Raw genomic sequence first — 19,728 nt, forward strand, 5'->3', positions numbered from 1 at the left:
CTTATGTTTTCTTTCGACTGGCACCGCTTTTTCTTGAACGATCTTTCCATTACTTTTTTAGGCGAGGTCGCGGTTCGGGTACTCTTCGCCTACATCGTTGTTTTTCTCTTTCTGAAAGTTTCCGGCAGGCGCGGCATTCGCCAGCTGTCGCTGTTTGAGCTGGTGATTATCCTGACGTTGGGATCGGCCTCAGGAGACGTCACTTTTTATGATGATGTGCCTGTGCTGCCGGTCGCGATGGTTTTCCTGGTGCTGCTGGTACTTTATCGTTTTACGACTTTTCTGACCGCACGCAGCTCACGGGTCGCCCGATGGGTGGAGGGCGAAGTGATCACACTGATTCAGGACGGTCTGTATGTGCTGGACAGCCTGGACGGGCTGAACATTTCTGAGGACGAATTCTTTATGGAGCTGCGGCAGGAGGGCGTGGAGCATCTGGGTCAGATCCGGCTGGCGCTGATCGAGCTGGACGGCGATATCAGCGCCTATTACTACGATCGCGAAGAAGTGCGGCCGGGCCTTTCCGTGCTGCCGCCTCAACATCGGCAGGATTATACCTGCGTGCCCGCAGATGGCCTCTACGCCTGCAACCATTGCGGAGAAACGCAGCGGCTACAGGCGCAGCAGCAGCTGAGTTGCCCCCGCTGCCAGCGCAATCTCTGGTCGCTGGCGCTGACCACCCAACGAGCGCGCTAGCGAGGCTGGCGTAGCCAGCATAATGGCAGGCTGCCCAACGAGCGCTGACAGAATTATTGGTATAGCCTTGCCAATGGCGCCAGCGATGTTGCTGGGCTTAGCCTTGCCGACGGCGCCCGTGCGCGTTGATACGCCTGTCAGCCGTGGGTATCGCGCTGGTTACTTTGCAGGAAGTGCCAGGCCGCGCCTAACATCCCGGAATCGTTGCCGAAGGTGGCCGTATCCACAGGGATGGTTTTACCGAACCAGGCCAGATGAAACTTCACCTCCTCCAGAAAATCCTCGCGCTCGGTGATGCCGCCGCCCAGAAAAATGCATTCGGGATCGAATACGTTCGCCAGGTTATAAATGCCGGCGCACAGATCCTGATAAAAGGTGGTGACCAGCCTGGTGGCGACCGGCTCTTTATTATCCCAGCCGGAAAAAACGTCTTTGCCGCTGACCTCGTCCACATCACGCCCGCTGTGCAGCGCATAGCTTTTGCGCAGCGCGGTCATCGTACAGTTGTCGCCCATCGTATAGTGGCTGACGCTGCCGCCAGCGGGACGCGCCACCAGCAGGCAGCCGAACTCGCCGGCGCGATCCTGCTTGCCTCGTACCAGCGCGTCGTTGCAGAAGGCCGCGCCGCCCAGCCCGGTGCCGATGGTGATCATCAAAAAATCGGACATATTGCGTGCTTTACCCAGCCAGCGTTCGGCCAGCAGGGCGCAGTGCGCGTCGTTTTCCACGGTGGCGGGCAGGGAGGTTTTTTCCGTCAGCCATTTACTCAGGTGGAAATCATCAAATGCCCTGACCGTGCCGCCCATCGACACAAACCCGTTGTGCGGATCGACATAGCCCGGCACGCTAACGGCAATGCCTTCGCAGCCGGGTTTTTTTTCCAGCCAGTCCAGGATAGCGCCCAGAATAGCCTCGCGCGATCCTTCGTTATCCGCTTTATCACTGGCCAGAATGTCGCCTTTATCCGTTACAACGCCCATTTTTAACGAGGTACCGCCAATATCAAATACGGCAAGTTTCATATCCTTCTCCTTTTGTTTTTTTATCAGTATAGCCGCAGACCAATTGCGCCGTTGCGTTGTGCGGACAGCGATAACAAAAGTGCGGCGGCCTGTTTTTTATTACGGGCGAGGCTACGGATTAAGGCGGAATATAAAGGCAGGTGAACAAGATATAAAAGGGCCAACGATAAACGCGAAAACGAACCCGTCAGCCGGGTTCGTTAGCCGCAAAAAGATTATTTACGGTCGAGATCTTTCCGTTCTTCCAGCGTTTGCTGATACTCATCCAGAAAAACTTTTTCCGCAGGATCCAGTCTGTCCATGCCGCTGGTGAAACGGTGCCAGTACGGATAGCGCGGCGCAGGACGCGTCGCCTGCTCAATACGTTTGATCTGCGCTTCGCTCAGCGTCAGCTCCGCTGCGGCCAGGTTGTCCTGTAAATGCTGTTCGGTGCGGTTGCCAACAATCAGCGACGTGATGCCCGGACGCGTCAGCAGCCAGGCCAGGCAGACCCGCGCGGTCGATACATTATGCTCTTTGCCCACTTCGGTCAGCACGTCGATAACCCGGTAAGCGTGCTCCATATCGTGCACGTAGGGTTCCGGCCAGCCGTTGCCCTGACGGGAGGTCGCTGGCGTTTTCACGTTGCGCTGTACGGTGCCGGTCAGCAGACCTTCGCCCATCGGCCCCCAAATTAGCGTGCCGATATTCTGATCCAGCGCCATCGGCAGCAGCTCGAACTCCGCCTCGCGCGACTCCGGCGTGTAGTAAATCTGCTGGCTTACCGGCTTCAGCAGATGATTCACCTCGGCGCAGCCCAGCGTTTTCATCATCTGCCAGCCGGTATAGTTCGAGGTGCCGAAATAGCGGATTTTGCCGCTTTTCACCAGATCTTCCAGCGCGCGCAGCGTCTCTTCCACCGGCGTCACGCCGTCCCAGTTATGGATCTGATAGAGATCGATATGATCCGTTTTCAGACGCTTTAAGCTGTTCTCGCAGGACTTAATCAGATGAAAGCGTGTGGCGCCGCTGTCGTTAGGATCGTCGCTCATCGGGCTGCGGGCTTTCGTGGCCAGGATAACGCGCTGACGATTGCCACCCAGCGCCTCGCCCAGCGTTTCTTCCGCCCCGCCTTTGGAATAAAGGTCGGCCGTGTCCACGGTATTGACGCCTCGTTCCAGCGCTATCTCAATAAAACGGCGGGCCTGGCGAACATCGACGTTACCGGTTTTTTCAAAGCCGGCCTGGCCGTTAAAGGTTAACGTCCCGAGCGTCAGCTCAGAAACCATCAGGCCGGAATGGCCCAGTTTTCTGTACTTCATTGCTTTCTCCTCACTATGAAAACCCGAGGGCAAGCATAGACCACAAAAAACCAGACCAGGCCGCGCGGAAACTATTTCGTACAAATGCAGATTATTCAGGTGTTTTATTCCGGCCAACACGAAATAAGAAATCCCATACGGCAGCAATCATCGCTGCGTAATTCGCATGGCAATCTTAATGATAATTATTTCGCTAAGACGGCGGGTTAAAACAGCTATTTAGCCTGGCAGGACGCAATTCTGTTTTTCCCTGGTCGTAATTAACACCCCAGGACTAATCTTATTCGTTTTACTTTCCGCTCAGATACCTTGCAGGGGAAAAAAGTAAACTATGCTTTAAACGAGGTTTTTAAACCTGAATAGTGACGTTGAATATCCTCAAGCAGAAATACCCCATGTAATCTATTTCTGCCGCCATAACTCAGGTATGAAAACCAGCAATAAAGAGCGGAGAGATCTGCCGCAGAGCAGATTGCCGGAAGCCTTTTCTGACTGGAGTGAGCTATGTTCAGACACGTAAAAAAATTGCAGTATACCGTTCGCGTTGCCGAGCCAAATCCCGGACTGGCTAACCTGCTGCTGGAACAGTTCGGCGGGCCACAGGGCGAGCTGGCCGCGGCCTGCCGCTACTTTACCCAGGGCCTGTCGGACGAAGACGAAGGCCGTCGCGATATGCTGATGGATATTGCCACCGAAGAGCTGAGCCACCTGGAAATTATCGGTTCGCTGGTCGGGATGCTGAACAAGGGCGCCAAAGGCAAGCTGGCCGAAGGCACGGAAGAAGAGGGCGAGCTGTACCGCTCCATTACCGGCAACGGCAACGACAGCCACCTGACGTCGATTCTTTATGGCGGCGGCCCGGCGCTGACCAACTCCGGCGGCGTGCCGTGGACGGCAGCCTATATCGATACCATCGGCGAACCTACAGCCGATCTGCGCTCTAATATCGCCGCCGAAGCGCGCGCTAAAATCCTCTATGAGCGCCTGATTAATGTAACGGACGATCCGGGTGTTAAGGATGCGTTAGGCTTTCTGATGACCCGCGAAGTTGCGCATCAGATCTCTTTTGAAAAGGCGCTTTATTCCATTCGTAATAACTTTCCGGTCGGCAAGCTGCCGCCTATCGAGCAGTACTCGAACGTTTATTACAATATGTCAGAAGGCGGCGAGGTGCGTGGAAGCTGGAACTCGGACGAAAACTTCACTTACGTAGCCGATCCGGCACCGGCGGTAGATGGCGGCGACGGTTATGCCAGCATCACGCTGCCGTCCGATCAGAAAACCGAGCTGGATAATCTGGCGTTGCGTACCGCTTCCGATACCACGGTGAACCCGGTCACCGGCACCGATCTTGGCGCATCAGGGCCAATCGAAAACGAAACCGTAGGCAAATCTGCAGTAAACGTACCGAAAAAATAAGGTGTCATCGCGGGGAGACAGCCGTTCTCCCCCGTTTTTACTCGCGCTTGTACAAGTTTGCCCTGAAGCCTGTCATTTCCTGTTTTTGTTATAACCGGCTAAATATTTTGAGAAAAGGTTGTTAGTTATTAACTAAAATGTGACCAAATAACGCCTTTTATGTCTCAAAAAAGCATTTTTTGCAAAAAAAATCCGCCCCAGACTTTTAAGATACTGTACATTAATTGAAAAGCTGTACAGGGTAGAAACGTTACCCCCTTCGGGCATTCTTTCACCTGCTTAAGAGGATCCATTATGCGTCAGGATAATTTCAACACACAAACCGCGGACATGAGCCTCTACTTCGGCGCCCATGACGCTGCTGTACCTTCTCATCAGGAAACGCTGGGTGAGGTAGTGATGGAGATTTTAAAATCCGGCATGACGGTTAATCGCCAGTCAATCTGTGCAAAACTGCTGAGCCGCCTGGCCGATGTCAGTGAGCCCGACCTCGAAAAACATCATCACGAACTGATTGCTATGCTGTTCGGTCGCGAAAGCTAAACGCCCGCGTAGCCCACCGCTCGTTCGACCTGCTTTTTCTTTCCGCGTGGGTTCAGGCGTTCCGTCCTGCCACGCGGAAAGCGATCCACGCGGCAGACAAGCCAGAGAAGTTTCCATGGACCATCGCCATTCTGAAAAATTACGGGATCTGATGCTGGGAGAAGCCACGCTGGCGCTTCTTGAGCAGCAGCGCCCGCTTAATCTTGCCTCGCTTATTAATGAACTGCGCGCGCTGGCTGCCCGACAAACGGATGAAGAGCACCGCAAAGCCTGCCTTGCCGCTATCAGAGAGCTTCGCCATGCTCAGGTCAGCGCCGGTGAAGCCCTGAATCGCCGTTCCGCCAGCGACGACAACGTTATTCACTAATCTTCCCGAAGCCGACCTCCGTACGGCGTAATGCCTTCTTCGCCTTCCAGCCTGAAAACGACTTACCTTTTCAGGCTGGCGAACAGCCTGCCCCGGGCAATGTAAATAAATCGAAAAAAGCAAAATAAGCGGCGACAATGGCTGAAGGTTTTTTTCGTGCCGCCGATACCTGTGCAGATTGGAGGAAAAGGCAGGAGGGGCAGGAGGGGGGAAATGATAATAAGAATTCAGATACACGAGTTGCGCACCGGCATGTACGTGCACAAGCTGGAAGTTTTCTGGCTGAAGCATCCCCTCGTGCGTAACCATATGCTGCTTACCACGCAGCAGCAGATTGACGTCATCGTGGAAAGCGGCATAAAAGAAGTCTGGATCGATCTGGAGAAAGGGCGTGGCCCGGACAGTCAGGATCCGCTTCACGAACAGCTTGCCCTGCCCAGGGTATCGGGTATCCATGAAGAGATCGCGCAGGCGCAGGCGATCTGCTTGCATGCCAAAGGCGAAGTGATGAGCATGTTCAACGATGCGCGCCTCGGTAAAACGATTGATACCCGCAGCACGCTGCCGCTGGTGGACGAAATCGGCGGTTCCCTCAGCCGCCATCCGGCCGCGCTGCTGAGCGTAGTGCGGCTGAAAACGCACGATGATTATACCTACCTGCACTCCGTGGCGGTCTGCGCGCTGATGGTATCGCTCGCCCGCCAGCTTAACCTCAATGATGAACAGACCCGCCTGGCAGGCACGGCCGGCCTGCTGCACGATGTCGGCAAGGCGGGCGTATCGCTGGAGATCCTCAACAAGCCCGGCAAGCTCACGGACGATGAGTTCGATGTGATGAAACAGCATCCGGTCATGGGCGAGGATCTGCTGCGCCGCAGCGGTGAAAACGAAGCGGTGCTGGACGTGGCGCTGCATCATCATGAAAAAATCAACGGCAGCGGCTACCCGCACGGCCTGAAAGGCAAAGATATCTCCCAGCTGGCGCGCATGGCGGCGATTTGCGACGTCTATGACGCCGTCACCTCCAATCGTCCTTATAAAGCGGGCTGGAATCCGGCCAGCGCGATGCACCAGATGGCCAGCTGGGAAGGGCATTTCGATCGCAAAATCTTTTACGCCTTTGTGAAAGCCGTCGGCATCTATCCGGTCGGCTCAATCGTGCGTCTGGCTTCCGGTCGCGTGGCCGTGGTGATTGAGCCGGGCGAAAGCTCGCTGCTGCTGCCCAGGGTTTGCGTGTTCTATTCGCTTTCTGCCAATCATATGCTGCGGCCGGAAGTGATCGATCTGGCCGATCGCTACTGTTGGGACAGTATTGCCGGGCCGGAAGAGGCGGAGACCTGGAGCCATTACAACCTGAATACGCTGTGGATGTCGCCCGTCGCCTGACGGGCAGGAACAACAGCACGCTAACATTTCAACACCAACTTTCCTGTTTCTACCAAAAATTTCACAATTTCGTATTACTCCTGGGGTTTTTGTCGCGATTATTTGCCATGTTAGAGGCGTAACAAGCGGCCCCGGAGCCAGCACGTCTGGCAGAGCCGCTATCAGTGACTATACTGATAGCTGATGTTGTTACGTATGTGGCAACGAGATGAGACAGACTGCACGAGGCGTGCAGAGATTATGCAGAAGGAATCAGCGCCGAATACCCTCTCTAACGCATCCTCTTTCTCGCTCCGCCACATCCGCTGACAAAAATTTTTTCCTCGTGCGTTGTGGGCAAAGCAGACCTGACGTCTGTTTCCGCCAACGTCAGTCCAGACATTGGGCCGACGTAGCGCCGTGGCACACATAATCAGGAGGAATATTTGTGAATACGCTGGAATCCGTACCCCCTTTAGTGCCTGAAGGACGTTACGCTTTTTTCTTTGATGTGGACGGCACGCTGGCCGCTATCCAGTCACGCCCGGAAGAGGTTTTTATCCCTGCTGCGGCCAAAGCCGCGCTTTCTCGCCTGGCCGAATTGAGCGACGGCGCGCTGGCGCTGGTTTCCGGCCGTCCGACGCGCGAGCTGGATGCGCTGGTGGCGCCTTTGCGCTTTCCGCTGGCCGGCGTGCACGGCGCGGAGCGTCGCGATGCAGCCGGGCATACCGAGCGGCTTTCCCTGCCGGACGACGTCTCTGCCTCATTGACGTCGCTGCTGAGCGAAGCCGTGGCGAAGATGCCGGATACGCAGCTGGAAACGAAGGGCATGGCATTTGCGCTGCACTACCGCCGCGCACCGCACTATCAGCAGGCTATCCTGACGCTGGCGGAAACGATGACCCAACGCTTTCCCGAGCTGGCGCTACAGCCAGGCAAATGCGTGGTAGAGCTAAAGCCGAAAGGCGTCAGTAAAGGTGCCGCCATTGCCGATTTTATGCAGCAGGCCCCTTTTGCCGGCAGAACGCCGGTATTTTTAGGTGATGATTTGACCGATGAGGCAGGTTTTGAAGCGGTCAATGCCCTGGACGGCATCGCAATCAAGGTAGGTGAAGGTGAGACAAAAGCGGGCTATCGCCTGGCTGACGTCGAGGCCGTTTATCACTGGCTTGAGCAAACATTATTAAAACTAGATCAAGACGATAAGTCATTAAGGAGTCAAGGTTATGAGTCGCTTAGTAGTCGTATCTAACCGCATCGCCGTACCGGATGGGTCAAAAACCAGCGCGGGCGGACTGACCGTTGGCATTATGGATGCGCTGAAAACCACCGGCGGCCTGTGGTTTGGTTGGAATGGGGAAATCAACGAGATCGGCGAAGAAGACAAGGAGATGGATCTGTTTGAAAAAGATAACGTCACCTACGCTTCTTTTGGCCTTAATCAAAACGATTACGACCTTTATTACCTGCAATTTTCCAATGCGGTCGTCTGGCCAGCCTTCCACTACCGCCTTGACCTGGTAAACTTCCAGCGCGAGGCCTGGGATGGCTACTGTCACGTCAACACCATGCTGGCGAAACGCCTGCTGCCGCTGATTGAGCCGGACGACGTGCTGTGGATCCACGATTATCATCTGCTGCCGTTCGCCGCCGCATTGCGCAAGCTGGGCGTGAAAAACCGCATCGGCTTCTTCCTGCATATTCCTTTCCCGACGCCGGAAATCTTCAACGCGCTGCCGCCGCACAATGAGCTGCTGGAGATGATGTGCGATTACGATCTGCTGGGCTTCCAGACAGAGAGCGACCGTATGGCGTTCCTGGAGTCACTGGCGCTGCTGACCAACGTGCAGACCAACGGCAAAACGCACGTGGCGTTCGGCAATCAGTTCTCTACCGAGGTGTATCCAATAGGCATTGAGCCGGACAGCATTAAAGAGATGGCTGAAGGGCCGCTGCCGCCGAAGATGGCCGCGATGAAACGCGATCTGGGCGACGCCAAAAACATTATTGCCTGTGAGCGCCTGGACTACTCGAAAGGGCTGCCGGAGCGTTTCCTTGCCTATGAAGCGCTGCTGGAAAACTTCCCCGAGCATCGTGGGAAAATCCGTTATTCGCAAATTGCGCCAACCTCGCGCGGCGACGTGCAGGCCTATCAGGATATTCGTCATCAGCTGGAAACGGAAGCAGGCCGCATTAACGGTAAATACGGCACGCTGGGCTGGACGCCGCTTTACTACCTGAACCAGCATTTCGATCGCCGCCTGCTGATGAAAATCTTCCGCCTGACCGATATTGGTCTGGTGACGCCGCTGCGTGACGGGATGAACCTGGTGGCAAAAGAGTATGTGGCCGCGCAGAACCCGGAAGATCCTGGCGTACTGGTGCTGTCACGCTTTGCCGGGGCGGCCAACGAGCTGACCTCCGCGCTTATCGTTAACCCTTACGATCGTGATGAAGTGGCTGCCGCGCTGAACCAAGCGTTAACCATGCCGCTGGACGAGCGTATCTCACGCTACAACGACATGATGGACGTGCTGCGTAAGAACGATATTACGCACTGGCGCAAATCCTATCTGAAAGATCTCCAGGCATTGCCGGTACGTAGCCAGGCACAGGGCGGGGCGGATAAAGCGGCGACGCTCTCCGTCTAGCATAAGTCATGCCAGTTAATTTAGGGGCGACCGTGGGTCGCCCTTTTTTTTTAATTTTTTAAGTCCGTATTGCTCAAAAAAGTGCCTTAAAAGGACCACCGGAAAGAAAAAAAGGAAAAAAATCACTTTTTACTAAAGAAAACAAGGCGCGTGCCGATACCTACTGCCTGAGGTTAAATTTTTGGCACAAACATTCGCGTTGCTAATGTTACCCCTGGTTACATCCGCTGGCACCCGCTAAACACAGGGCTGACGCGGCTTACACTCCCTAAACACTTCCTGTCGTAAACCTGCAATATCTTACTCTGCACGCATCATTGCCCCTGTCGATAGTTACCTTTGGTGATTACGATTTACACATGCTTAACATACAAAAATCAGCATATTCCTCTGCATATTTGTCTTTTATGCGTTTTTACATCCAGTTGTGCGCGTAAACACATCATTCCTCCATTCAATCGACGTAAAAGGAACCATTTTCATCGGTAAATGATCGCGTAGGGTTAAAATTTAACAAAAAAGTCCAAATTTGCTTAGTTAGTGAACTAATCAACAGCGTTTCTGAAGGATAATTTTGTCAAATTACCCCCAAAAGTGTGATCTGGATCACACTTTATCTAAAATTTTAGCTGGCCTCCGTTGTATCCGGAAATTAGAGCAGATAAAGTTGCGTTGTTTTCGGAATAGTCCTAAACCAGAGCAACTTTCAGTCAGGGAGAACGTCAGGGAAGCGGACGAAAACAAGGGAGCAGTAACCGGCAAAATGAGTTAATGACTACTTTCTGCAGGCCGCTTTCAGGGCCGCCTGGAGCTTCGCGAACGTTTGGCTTTTGCCACTTAATTTTTTGCCACAATAAGATTTACCAGCAGCAACAAAGGTAGCGGCGCAATCCGCCAACGTTTAAGTCGTGTCAGTCAGGACGGATAAAAATGGGTACATCAGAATTACTAAAAAATATTTACGATATCAACTTGTCTTATTTATTACTTGCTCAACGCCTTATTAATCAGGAAAAAGCCTCAGCAATGTTTCGTCTGGGCATTGATGAGCAGATGGCCGATGCGCTCGCTCACTTAACGCTGCCAGAAATGGTGAAGCTGGCCGAGACAAATCAGCTGATATGCCAGTTTCGCTTTACCGATCACGTAACGATTAATCGCTTAACTCAGGAATCTCGCGTGGATGATTTGCAGCAAATCCACACCGGCATTTTGTTATCCAGCCGTTTATTGCGTAATGCATCAGCTAAAAATGACGAACTGCCGAAAAAGAGGGCGAGTTAATGAGTGAAAAAAGTATTGTTCAGGAAGCGCGTGATATTCAGCTGGCGATTGAATTAATTACTTTAGGCGCTCGCCTGCAAATGTTAGAAAGCGAAACGCAGCTAAGCCGCGGCCGCTTAATTAAACTTTATAAAGAACTGCGCGGCAGCCCGCCGCCAAAAGGCATGCTGCCTTTTTCTACCGACTGGTTTATGACCTGGGAACAGAACATTCACTCTTCTATGTTCTGTAACGCCTGGCAGTTTTTACTCAAAAGCGGTTTGAGCACCGGTGTGGACGCGGTGATTAAAGCCTACCGTCTCTACCTGGAGCAATGCCCGCAACAGGACGAAGGCCCGCTGTTGGCGCTCACCCGCGCCTGGACCTTAGTCCGGTTTGTTGAGAGCGGCATGCTGGAGCTTTCCGACTGCAAATGCTGCGGCGGAAGCTTTATTAACCACGCGCACCAGCCGGTCGGCAGCTTTGTTTGCAGCCTGTGCCAGCCGCCTTCTCGTGCGGTAAAAAGACGTAAACTTATCGCAGAACCTGCCGATAACATTTCACAACTGCTGGATGAACAGGTAAAACTTGCCGTTTAATGTTCGCCACGTGGAGTGAATCCAGCAGCGGTTAAATACCGCTGCTTTTTTTTTGCCCACGCGACGGAATAAACCTGACCTAATCCGGTTCATCTTTAACCCACACGTCGCCAGACGTAAGGATTTATTGTGTTAGTTATTTTGGGGTATATCCTGGTTCTCGGGTCGGTGTTGGGCGGCTACGCAATGGTAGGCGGACATCTGGGCGCGCTTTATCAACCTTCCGAGCTGTTAATTATCGGCGGAGCGGGCATTGGCGCATTTTTAGCGGGCAATAACGGCAAGGCAATTAAAGCAACGTTTAAAGCGATGCCGCTGCTGATGAAAGGCTCGAAATACAATAAAGCGGTTTATATGGATCTGATGGCGTTACTTTATCGCCTGATGGCCAAATCGCGCCAGCAGGGGATGCTCTCGCTGGAAGCCGATATTGAAAGTCCGCAGGAAAGTGAAATTTTTGCTAATTACCCGCGCATCCTTGCCGATAAAAGACTGGTGGACTTTATCACCGATTATCTGCGACTGATGGTGAGCGGCAATATGAACGCATTTGAAATCGAAGCCCTGATGGATGAAGAGATTGAAACCTACGAACACGAATGTGACGTACCGGCTACGGCTATCGGTACGGTAGGCGACTCTTTACCCGCTTTTGGTATCGTGGCGGCGGTGATGGGCGTGGTGCACACCCTGGCTTCAGCAGATCGTCCGCCAGCCGAGCTGGGCGAGCTTATCGCCCACGCGATGGTCGGTACCTTCCTGGGTATTTTGCTGGCGTACGGGTTTATTTCCCCGCTGGCCGGACTGCTGCGTCAGAAATGTGCTGAAACCACCAAGATGATGCAGTGTATCAAGGTCACGCTGCTTTCCAGCCTGAATGGCTATGCGCCGCAGATCGCCGTTGAGTTTGGCCGTAAAACGCTGTACTCCACCGAGCGGCCATCCTTCTCTGAGCTGGAAGAGCACGTTCGTAACGCGAAATCGCCGGCGAAAGGTCAGGACGCATGAAGAACGACAATCACCCGATTATCCTGGTTAAGAAGAAAAAGCATTCCGCGCACGCGGGCGGCCACGGCTCCTGGAAGATTGCCTATGCCGACTTTATGACCGCGATGATGGCCTTTTTCATGGTGATGTGGCTGATTGCGATCGCCAAGCCTCAGGAATTAGCGGGGATTGCCGATTACTTTAAGACGCCGCTGCGGGTGGCTATCACCGGCGGCACCAAAACCAGCGAAAGCACCAGCGTTATTCCTGGCGGCGGTATGGATCCCAGCCAGCAGAAAGGCGAAGTGCACAAGGTTATCGATATGGACGCGGAGAAACGCAAGCTGGACGATATCCGCTTAAACCTTCTGCGCGAAAAGCTGGATCAGCTGATTGAAGCCGATCCGCGTCTGAAGGCGCTGCGCCCGCACCTGATTATCAACATGGTGGAAGAGGGCCTGCGCATTCAGATTATCGACAGCCAGAATCGACCGATGTTTAAAACCGGCAGCGCGGACGTCGAGCCTTATATGCGCGATATCCTGCGGGCCATTGCGCCGATCCTGAACGATATTCCGAACAGGATCAGCCTGGCAGGCCATACGGACGATATTCAGTACGCTAACGGCCTGCGCGGCTACAGCAACTGGGAACTGTCGGCCGACCGGGCCAACGCCTCGCGGCGGGAGCTGATTATCGGCGGGCTGGCCAGCGACAAAATGCTGCGCGTGGTGGGCATGGCCGACACCATGAAGCTGAAGAACCGTGGCGGCGACGCCGCCGTCAACCGCCGTATCAGCCTGCTGGTGCTGAACCATGACACCGAAGCGCAGATTGAGAAAGAGAACTCGGAAAGCGACGCGGTACAGATCAGCGACAGCGAGCCGGCAGCATTACAGCAAATCGTGGCGCCGTCCGTTCCGGGCGATGCCGCAAAAAAACCAAACCCGGCCGAGCCGCCAGGCGAACAGGCAGCACCAACTTTAACACCAGCATCGCCTGTGCCAGCGGCCCAGACCGATCGCGACTCACAGCAGAGGTGATACCGTGAGCATGGATATCAGCGATTTTTATCAGACGTTTTTCGATGAGGCTGACGAACTGTTAGCCGACATGGAACAACACCTGTTGGGGTTAGACCCGCAGGAACCGGATGCGGAGCAGCTTAACGCTATTTTCCGTGCGGCCCACTCCATTAAAGGCGGCGCGGGCACCTTTGGTTTTACTGTATTACAGGAAACCACGCACATCCTGGAGAACATTCTTGACGGTGCGCGACGCGGCGAAATGCAGCTAAGCACGCCTATCATCAACCTGTTTTTGGAAACCAAAGATATTATGCAGGAACAGCTGGATGCCTATAAAACCGCGACCGAGCCGGACGCTGCAACCTTTGAATATATCTGTCAGGCGCTGCGTCAGCTGGCGCTGGAAGCCAAAGGCGAAAGCGCGCCCGTAGCCGTAGCGGCGCCGGCCGCGTCTGCCGCTGCTCCGGCTCCGGCCGGCCTGCGGATGGCGCTGGTGAACCTGAAACCCACTGAAATCCCGCTGATGCTGGAAGAGCTGGGCAATCTGGGCACCGTCTCCGACGTGATCAAAGGCGAAACCTCGGTAGAGGTCACGCTGGATTCCTCGGTCGGTCAGGACGATATTGTCGCCGTGCTTTGCTTTGTGATTGAAGAATCGCAGATCAAATTCCTGGATGCGTCGTCGGCTCCTGCCGTGACAGAAGCCGCGCCGGCTGCCGTGGAAGAAGCGCCTGCGCCAGCTCCTCAGCCCGTTGCGGTAGCGGAAGCGGCGGCTCCGGCCAAACGTGAAGCGGCCAAAAAACCGGCGGCGGCCAAAGCCAGCGAATCCACCAGCATCCGCGTAGCGGTTGAAAAGGTCGATCAGCTGATTAACCTGGTCGGCGAACTGGTGATCACGCAGTCCATGCTGGCCCAGCGTTCCAACGAGCTGGATCCGGTAGCGCATGGCGACCTGCTGAACAGCATGGGCCAGCTGGAGCGTAACGCCCGTGACCTGCAGGAATCGGTGATGTCCATCCGTATGATGCCGATGGAATATGTCTTCAGCCGCTTCCCACGCCTGGTGCGCGATCTGGCCAGCAAGCTGGGTAAAGAAGTTGAACTGACGCTGTTGGGCAGCTCCACCGAGCTGGACAAGAGCCTGATCGAACGCATTATCGACCCGTTAACGCACCTGGTGCGTAACAGTCTGGATCACGGCATCGAATCGCCGGAAAAACGCGTGGCGGCCGGGAAATCGGGCGTCGGCAACCTGACGCTCTCTGCAGAGCACCAGGGCGGCAATATCTGTATCGAAGTGATCGATGACGGCGCCGGTCTGAACCGCGAACGTATCCTGGCGAAAGCGCTTTCTTCCGGCCTGCCGGTGAGCGACGCGATGAGCGATGAAGAAGTGGGCATGTTGATTTTCGCGCCGGGCTTCTCCACCGCCGAGCAGGTTACCGATGTCTCCGGGCGTGGCGTGGGCATGGACGTGGTGAAACGTAACATCCAGGAGATGGGCGGCCACGTAGAAATTGCCTCTAAGCAGGGCAAGGGCACGACCATTCGTATCCTGCTGCCGCTGACGCTGGCGATCCTGGACGGCATGTCCGTTCGCGTCGCTGACGAAGTCTTTATTCTGCCGCTGAACGCGGTAATGGAATCTCTGCAGCCGCTGGCTGACGATCTGCACCCGCTGGCCGGTGGCGAGCGCGTGCTGGAAGTCCGTGGCGAATACCTGCCGCTGGTTGAGCTGTGGAACGTCTTTGATGTGCAGGGCGCGAAAACCGAGGCGACTCAGGGCATCGTGGTGATCCTGCAAAGCGCGGGCAAACGCTATGCGCTGCTGGTGGACCAGCTGATTGGCCAGCACCAGGTGGTGGTCAAAAACCTTGAAAGCAACTATCGCAAAGTACCGGGCATTTCGGCAGCGACCATCCTGGGTGATGGCAGCGTGGCGCTGATTGTCGACGTGTCGGCTCTGCAGTCTCTCAACCGTGAAAAGCGTGTGGCGGGAGCCGCAGCCTGACTTTAACCGATTAAGGGTAGAACTATGACTGGAATGGCAACTGTCACTAAACTCGCTGGCGAAACCGTAGGCCAGGAGTTCCTGGTATTTACGCTGGGTGACGAAGAATACGGCATTGATATTTTAAAAGTGCAGGAGATCCGCGGTTACGATCAGGTAACCCGCATCGCCAACACGCCTGCTTTTATTAAAGGCGTCACTAATTTGCGCGGCGTTATCGTGCCTATTATCGACCTGCGTATTAAATTCGCGCAGCCGGATGTGGTTTATAACGATAATACCGTGGTGATCGTACTGAATCTTGAGCAGCGCGTGGTTGGTATCGTGGTTGACGGCGTGTCCGACGTGCTGTCGCTGACCACCGATCAGATCCGTCCTTCGCCAGAGTTTGCGGTCACCATGTCGACCGAATACCTGACCGGCCTGGGCGCGCTGGGCGAACGCATGCTGATTTTGGTCGACATCGAGAAGCTGTTGAACAGCGAAGAGATGGCGCTGATGGATACGCTGCGCAGCGCGTAATTGCCGCCTTAAATAAAGTATCAGGCACCCTGTTGGTATTATGCCGGCAGGGTGTTTTTTATGGTTTCAATAAAGTCTTGCGGCCGGATAATTAATTTAGTTATTAAAGTATCACTTCAGTAAATCTGTTTCGGGCGCACATAAAGTTCCATTAATTTACGCCGATATATTCGGTGTTGATTCATTTTACTTCTACCAAGGGTACCCTATGTTTAAACGCATTAAGGTCGTCACCAGCCTGCTGTTAGTGCTGCTGGTATTCGGCTCACTCCAGTTGTTGGCGGGCGGATTATTTATTAACGCGCTGACCAGCGATAAAACTAACTTTTCTATTGCTCAGAACTCCAGTGAGAACGTCGCCGCTTTTACTGACGCCTGGGTTGCGCTAAACCAGACCCGTATTAGCATTAACCGCGGCATGTTGCGCCTGCAAAGCGAAACGGCCAACAGCATTAACAGCGCCTCGCTGACCGATATCAGCAACCAGAGTAAATCGCTGCTGGCTGATGCTGATAAATCTTATGCGCGCTACCAGGGCATTCCCAATACCAAGGGGATGGATCCGCTGATCACCGAAGCGTTAGAAAAAAATTACGAAACCTATTCCAAAGCGCTGGGCCAGATGGTGACGCTGATGGAAAACAGGCAGCTGGCCGAGATGTTCAAGATGAATATCGAGCAGAAGCAGAACGATATGCAGGATGCCTACCAGGCCTGGCGTAACGCGCAGAACGTGCTGACCACGAAAGGCGTGGCGGATAACGAAAGCGCCTATACCAAAATGCTGTGGGTGATTGGCACGGTCATGGCGCTGGTTGTCGCGCTGATCGCGCTGTGCTGGGTCGGTCTGCGTTCCGTGCTGATCAAGCCGCTGCAGGAAAATATCGCACACATCAGCCATATCGCCGGCGGCGACCTGACCCACACGATTGAAGTGGAAGGCCGTAACGAAATGGCGCAGCTGGCCAACAGCCTGAAAGAGATGCAGCAGGCGCTGGTGCGTACCGTCAGCGACGTGCGCGACGGCTCCGACGCTATCTATACCGGCGCAAGCGAAATCGCGGCGGGCAACAACGATCTTTCTGCCCGTACCGAGCAGCAGGCCGCCTCGCTGGAAGAAACCGCCGCGAGCATGGAGCAGCTGACCGCTACCGTGAAGCAGAACGCCGAAAACGCCCGTCAGGCTTCGCAGCTGGCGCTGAGCGCGTCGGAAACGGCGCAGAAGGGCGGCAAGGTGGTGGACGGCGTGGTGAAAACCATGAGCGACATCGCGGGCAGCTCGAAGAAGATCGCCGATATTACCAGCGTGATCGACGGCATCGCCTTCCAGACCAATATTCTGGCGCTGAACGCCGCGGTAGAGGCAGCGCGTGCCGGCGAACAGGGCCGTGGCTTTGCGGTCGTGGCCGGTGAAGTCCGTAACCTGGCGCAGCGCAGCGCGCAGGCCGCCAAAGAAATCAAAGGTCTGATTGAAGATTCCGTGGCGCGCGTGGACAGCGGTTCCGTCCTGGTGGGCACCGCCGGTGAAACCATGAACGATATCGTCAACGCCGTTACCCGCGTGACCGACATCATGGGTGAAATCGCCTCTGCTTCCGACGAGCAGAGCCGCGGTATCGACCAGGTTGGCACCGCCGTAACCGAGATGGATCGCGTGACGCAGCAGAACGCCTCGCTGGTGGAAGAGTCCGCCACGGCCGCCGCAGCGCTGGAAGATCAGGCCAGCCGTCTGACTCAGGCCGTTGCCGTGTTCCGCGTACGCAAAGAACAGGCCGCTCGTGCCGCTGCACCTGCGCCGCGTACGCTGAAGCCCGCGCTGCGTAAAGCCGCCGCGCCAGGCGCTGAAGAAGGCAACTGGGAAACGTTTTAAGTAAAGAGCACAAGCGCTTAATCCTTAACAGCATGTTAATCAGCCCGCTCCGGCACCGTGCCCGAGCGGGCTTCTTTTTAGCCGTCGCGAGGCGGGTAGAAGGAAGCCGTCGCCACAAGCCACCTTTCTGGCTGCCGATACCGGCAGGAAATCGTGCCTGGCAGAGGTTTTCCAAAACAATTAACCAGCCGTTCTGCATGAACCAGACACATCGGCACAGCCCTGTAGTGCTTTCCGGAAAGCGCCCTACAGCTCAATAAAGATCCCCCCGCGTCTGCCGATAACTAAAACAAATAGCCCCCAACTGAGGTAGTTATGTTCAAGAGTATAAAAGTAGTGACCGGCCTGGTGAGCGTGCTGGTGTTGTTTGCTGTATTGCAGCTGGGGACCGGCGGTTTGTTCTTCAAAGCCGTGCACAGCGACAAACAGAATTTTGAATTAAGTCAGCAGATGCGCATCCTGCAACAGTCCATGGGCAACTCATGGGTGTCGCTGGTGCAGGCACGCAACACGCTGAACCGCGCCGGTATTCGTTACCTGCAGGATGTCAGCAAATCGGGCGCGGGCACCTCTGCCACCGATCTGATGACGCAGGCAAAGGCCGACCTGGCCGCTGCCGATAAATCCCTGGCGGTGTTCAACGCCACGCTGACCGAAGACGGGAAAAAAGCGGAGGACGTGCAGACGCTGCTGGCTAACTACAAGCAGTTCCACACCGCGCTTTCCGAGCTGATTGTGATGATGGAAACCGGCCGTTTTGACGACTTCGTCGCGCAGCCGACCCAAAGCTATCAGGAACAGTTCCAGCAGGCTTATAACCACTGGCTGGAAGTGGTTAATCAGCTGACGGCGCAGGGTATTAAAACCAATGAAGACGCTTACCACCAGACTATCTGGCTGCTGCTGGGCGTGCTGCTGGTTTCCGCTGCGGTCATCGCGCTGGCGTGGAGCGGCATCCGTAAACTGCTGCTGCTGCCGCTGAACAGCAATATCGAGCACATTCGTCACATCGCCAGCGGCGACCTGACGCAGACCATCGAAGTGGAAGGCCGTAGCGAAATGACGCTGCTGGCGGAAAGCCTGCGCGATATGCAGCAGTCGCTGGTGCGTACCGTCAGCGACGTGCGCGACGGCTCCGACGCTATCTATACCGGCGCAAGCGAAATTTCTGCGGGCAACAACGATCTCTCTTCGCGTACCGAGCAGCAGGCCGCCTCGCTGGAAGAAACCGCCGCGAGCATGGAGCAGCTGACCGCTACCGTGAAGCAGAACGCCGAGAACGCCCGTCAGGCTTCGCAGCTGGCGCTGAGCGCGTCGGAAACGGCGCAGAAGGGCGGCAAGGTGGTGGACGGCGTGGTGAAAACCATGAGTGACATCGCGGGCAGCTCGAAGAAAATCGCCGATATTACCAGCGTGATCGACGGCATCGCTTTCCAGACCAATATCCTGGCGCTGAACGCCGCGGTAGAGGCAGCGCGTGCCGGTGAGCAGGGCCGTGGCTTTGCGGTCGTGGCCGGTGAAGTCCGTAACCTGGCGCAGCGCAGCGCGCAGGCCGCCAAAGAAATCAAAGGTCTGATTGAAGATTCCGTGGCGCGTGTCGATACCGGATCGCAGCTGGTGGAAAGCGCGGGTGAAACGATGGCGGATATTGTGAACGCCGTTACCCGCGTAACCGACATCATGGGCGAAATCGCTTCCGCATCGGGCGAGCAGAGTCGCGGTATCGATCAGGTCGGCATCGCCGTAACCGAGATGGATCGCGTGACGCAGCAGAACGCCTCGCTGGTTGAGGAATCTGCCGCCGCCGCCGCCGCGCTGGAAGTGCAGGCCAGCCGTCTGACCCAGGCCGTCGCCGTGTTCCGCATTCGTAAGGACAGCGTCGTGCAGGCTACCAGCAAGCCGATGGCCGTTGCCGCCGCGCCGAAGAAAGCGCAGGCCGCCCCGGTTTCCAACGATAACTGGGAAACGTTCTAATCCCTGAACCCCGCGCCGCCGTCTGTGGAGGGCGGCGCGAGGCTGGTTATTAAGACGGCAGGCAGTAAAAAATAAGGCTTTAACGCAATTTGGCCTCAGGAAGATCGAAT

General features: G+C 55.3%; 17 protein-coding genes. 15 read left to right on the forward strand and 2 right to left on the reverse strand.

All coding sequences use genetic code 11. The features are described from left to right. The first annotated feature begins 3 nt into the window (after nt 1–3). Entirely contained in the window at nt 4–696 is a 693-nt protein-coding gene (locus AB6T85_RS00245) for a DUF421 domain-containing protein (protein WP_253460619.1), read from the forward strand. A gap of 137 nt (nt 697–833) precedes the next feature. On the opposite strand, the gene AB6T85_RS00250 is transcribed toward AB6T85_RS00245, so the two are convergent. Together AB6T85_RS00250 and AB6T85_RS00255 are read right to left on the reverse strand one after the other, a co-directional pair. Then, a complete protein-coding gene (locus AB6T85_RS00250) occupies nt 834–1,718 on the reverse strand; it encodes an ROK family protein (protein ID WP_253460622.1) in 885 nt (294 codons plus the stop codon). A 215-nt stretch (nt 1,719–1,933) separates the two neighbouring features. Next, nucleotides 1,934–3,019: an aldo/keto reductase gene (locus AB6T85_RS00255; RefSeq protein ID WP_253460625.1), complete on the reverse strand. Its 1,086-nt coding sequence runs from the start codon at nt 3,017–3,019 to the stop codon at nt 1,934–1,936. A gap of 504 nt (nt 3,020–3,523) precedes the next feature. Between AB6T85_RS00255 and AB6T85_RS00260 the strand changes: the two genes are divergently transcribed. The 14 genes from AB6T85_RS00260 to AB6T85_RS00325 all read left to right on the forward strand — a co-directional run bounded on the left by AB6T85_RS00260 (nt 3,524) and on the right by AB6T85_RS00325 (nt 19,618). Continuing rightward, nucleotides 3,524–4,438: a manganese catalase family protein gene (locus tag AB6T85_RS00260; RefSeq protein WP_253460628.1), complete on the forward strand. Its 915-nt coding sequence runs from the start codon at nt 3,524–3,526 to the stop codon at nt 4,436–4,438. A gap of 294 nt (nt 4,439–4,732) precedes the next feature. Next, on the forward strand, nt 4,733–4,981 hold the full coding sequence (gene ycgZ / locus AB6T85_RS00265; protein WP_253460631.1) for a regulatory protein YcgZ: 249 nt from the start codon (nt 4,733–4,735) through the stop codon (nt 4,979–4,981). Nucleotides 4,982–5,096: 115 nt separating this feature from the next. Beyond that, nucleotides 5,097–5,348 (forward strand): hypothetical protein, encoded by a 252-nt coding sequence (locus AB6T85_RS00270; RefSeq protein ID WP_253460634.1) that lies wholly within the window; start codon nt 5,097–5,099, stop codon nt 5,346–5,348. 213 nt (nt 5,349–5,561) lie between these two features. Next, nucleotides 5,562–6,734 carry an HD-GYP domain-containing protein gene (locus AB6T85_RS00275; RefSeq protein ID WP_253460637.1) on the forward strand — a complete coding sequence of 391 codons (1,173 nt, stop codon included), beginning with the start codon at nt 5,562–5,564 and terminating at the stop codon, nt 6,732–6,734. A 427-nt stretch (nt 6,735–7,161) separates the two neighbouring features. Continuing rightward, nucleotides 7,162–7,965: a trehalose-phosphatase gene (gene otsB, locus AB6T85_RS00280; RefSeq protein WP_253460640.1), complete on the forward strand. Its 804-nt coding sequence runs from the start codon at nt 7,162–7,164 to the stop codon at nt 7,963–7,965. Next, a complete protein-coding gene (gene otsA, locus AB6T85_RS00285; RefSeq protein WP_253460644.1) occupies nt 7,940–9,364 on the forward strand; it encodes an alpha,alpha-trehalose-phosphate synthase in 1,425 nt (474 codons plus the stop codon). The genes otsB and otsA overlap by 26 nt, the downstream gene beginning before the upstream one ends. 930 nt (nt 9,365–10,294) lie before the next feature. Further along, nucleotides 10,295–10,648: a flagellar transcriptional regulator FlhD gene (gene flhD, locus AB6T85_RS00290; RefSeq protein ID WP_253460647.1), complete on the forward strand. Its 354-nt coding sequence runs from the start codon at nt 10,295–10,297 to the stop codon at nt 10,646–10,648. Further along, on the forward strand, nt 10,648–11,226 hold the full coding sequence (gene flhC, locus AB6T85_RS00295) for a flagellar transcriptional regulator FlhC (protein WP_125287944.1): 579 nt from the start codon (nt 10,648–10,650) through the stop codon (nt 11,224–11,226). The genes flhD and flhC overlap by 1 nt, the downstream gene beginning before the upstream one ends. A gap of 129 nt (nt 11,227–11,355) precedes the next feature. Then, nucleotides 11,356–12,234 carry a flagellar motor stator protein MotA gene (gene motA / locus AB6T85_RS00300; RefSeq protein ID WP_369894556.1) on the forward strand — a complete coding sequence of 293 codons (879 nt, stop codon included), beginning with the start codon at nt 11,356–11,358 and terminating at the stop codon, nt 12,232–12,234. Further along, nucleotides 12,231–13,256, forward strand: a complete 1,026-nt coding sequence (gene motB, locus AB6T85_RS00305; RefSeq protein WP_369894557.1) for a flagellar motor protein MotB — start codon at nt 12,231–12,233, stop codon at nt 13,254–13,256. The genes motA and motB overlap by 4 nt, the downstream gene beginning before the upstream one ends. A 10-nt stretch (nt 13,257–13,266) precedes the next feature. Beyond that, nucleotides 13,267–15,252 carry a chemotaxis protein CheA gene (cheA, locus tag AB6T85_RS00310; RefSeq protein WP_369894817.1) on the forward strand — a complete coding sequence of 662 codons (1,986 nt, stop codon included), beginning with the start codon at nt 13,267–13,269 and terminating at the stop codon, nt 15,250–15,252. Between the two features lie 24 nt (nt 15,253–15,276). After that, nucleotides 15,277–15,774, forward strand: coding sequence for a chemotaxis protein CheW (cheW, locus tag AB6T85_RS00315; RefSeq protein ID WP_125287941.1), 498 nt, complete (start codon nt 15,277–15,279; stop codon nt 15,772–15,774). A gap of 208 nt (nt 15,775–15,982) precedes the next feature. After that, nucleotides 15,983–17,644 carry a methyl-accepting chemotaxis protein gene (locus tag AB6T85_RS00320; protein ID WP_253460652.1) on the forward strand — a complete coding sequence of 554 codons (1,662 nt, stop codon included), beginning with the start codon at nt 15,983–15,985 and terminating at the stop codon, nt 17,642–17,644. Between the two features lie 315 nt (nt 17,645–17,959). After that, nucleotides 17,960–19,618, forward strand: coding sequence for a methyl-accepting chemotaxis protein (locus AB6T85_RS00325; protein WP_253460655.1), 1,659 nt, complete (start codon nt 17,960–17,962; stop codon nt 19,616–19,618). Nucleotides 19,619–19,728: the final 110 nt, after the last annotated feature.

The organism is Erwinia aeris (genome assembly GCF_041224955.1).
Classification (GTDB): domain Bacteria; phylum Pseudomonadota; class Gammaproteobacteria; order Enterobacterales; family Enterobacteriaceae; genus Erwinia; species Erwinia aeris.

Bases quoted from the DNA above. Each gene is read 5' to 3' on its own strand.
- AB6T85_RS00245 (WP_253460619.1), top strand. From the start codon at position 4: ATGTTTTCTTTCGACTGGCACCGCTTTTTCTTGAACGATCTTTCCATT.
- AB6T85_RS00250 (WP_253460622.1), bottom strand. From the start codon at position 1,718: ATGAAACTTGCCGTATTTGATATTGGCGGTACCTCGTTAAAAATGGGC.
- AB6T85_RS00255 (WP_253460625.1), bottom strand. From the start codon at position 3,019: ATGAAGTACAGAAAACTGGGCCATTCCGGCCTGATGGTTTCTGAGCTG.
- AB6T85_RS00260 (WP_253460628.1), top strand. From the start codon at position 3,524: ATGTTCAGACACGTAAAAAAATTGCAGTATACCGTTCGCGTTGCCGAG.
- ycgZ (WP_253460631.1), top strand. From the start codon at position 4,733: ATGCGTCAGGATAATTTCAACACACAAACCGCGGACATGAGCCTCTAC.
- AB6T85_RS00270 (WP_253460634.1), top strand. From the start codon at position 5,097: ATGGACCATCGCCATTCTGAAAAATTACGGGATCTGATGCTGGGAGAA.
- AB6T85_RS00275 (WP_253460637.1), top strand. From the start codon at position 5,562: ATGATAATAAGAATTCAGATACACGAGTTGCGCACCGGCATGTACGTG.
- otsA (WP_253460644.1), top strand. From the start codon at position 7,940: ATGAGTCGCTTAGTAGTCGTATCTAACCGCATCGCCGTACCGGATGGG.
- flhD (WP_253460647.1), top strand. From the start codon at position 10,295: ATGGGTACATCAGAATTACTAAAAAATATTTACGATATCAACTTGTCT.
- flhC (WP_125287944.1), top strand. From the start codon at position 10,648: ATGAGTGAAAAAAGTATTGTTCAGGAAGCGCGTGATATTCAGCTGGCG.
- motB (WP_369894557.1), top strand. From the start codon at position 12,231: ATGAAGAACGACAATCACCCGATTATCCTGGTTAAGAAGAAAAAGCAT.
- cheA (WP_369894817.1), top strand. From the start codon at position 13,267: ATGGATATCAGCGATTTTTATCAGACGTTTTTCGATGAGGCTGACGAA.
- cheW (WP_125287941.1), top strand. From the start codon at position 15,277: ATGACTGGAATGGCAACTGTCACTAAACTCGCTGGCGAAACCGTAGGC.
- AB6T85_RS00320 (WP_253460652.1), top strand. From the start codon at position 15,983: ATGTTTAAACGCATTAAGGTCGTCACCAGCCTGCTGTTAGTGCTGCTG.
- AB6T85_RS00325 (WP_253460655.1), top strand. From the start codon at position 17,960: ATGTTCAAGAGTATAAAAGTAGTGACCGGCCTGGTGAGCGTGCTGGTG.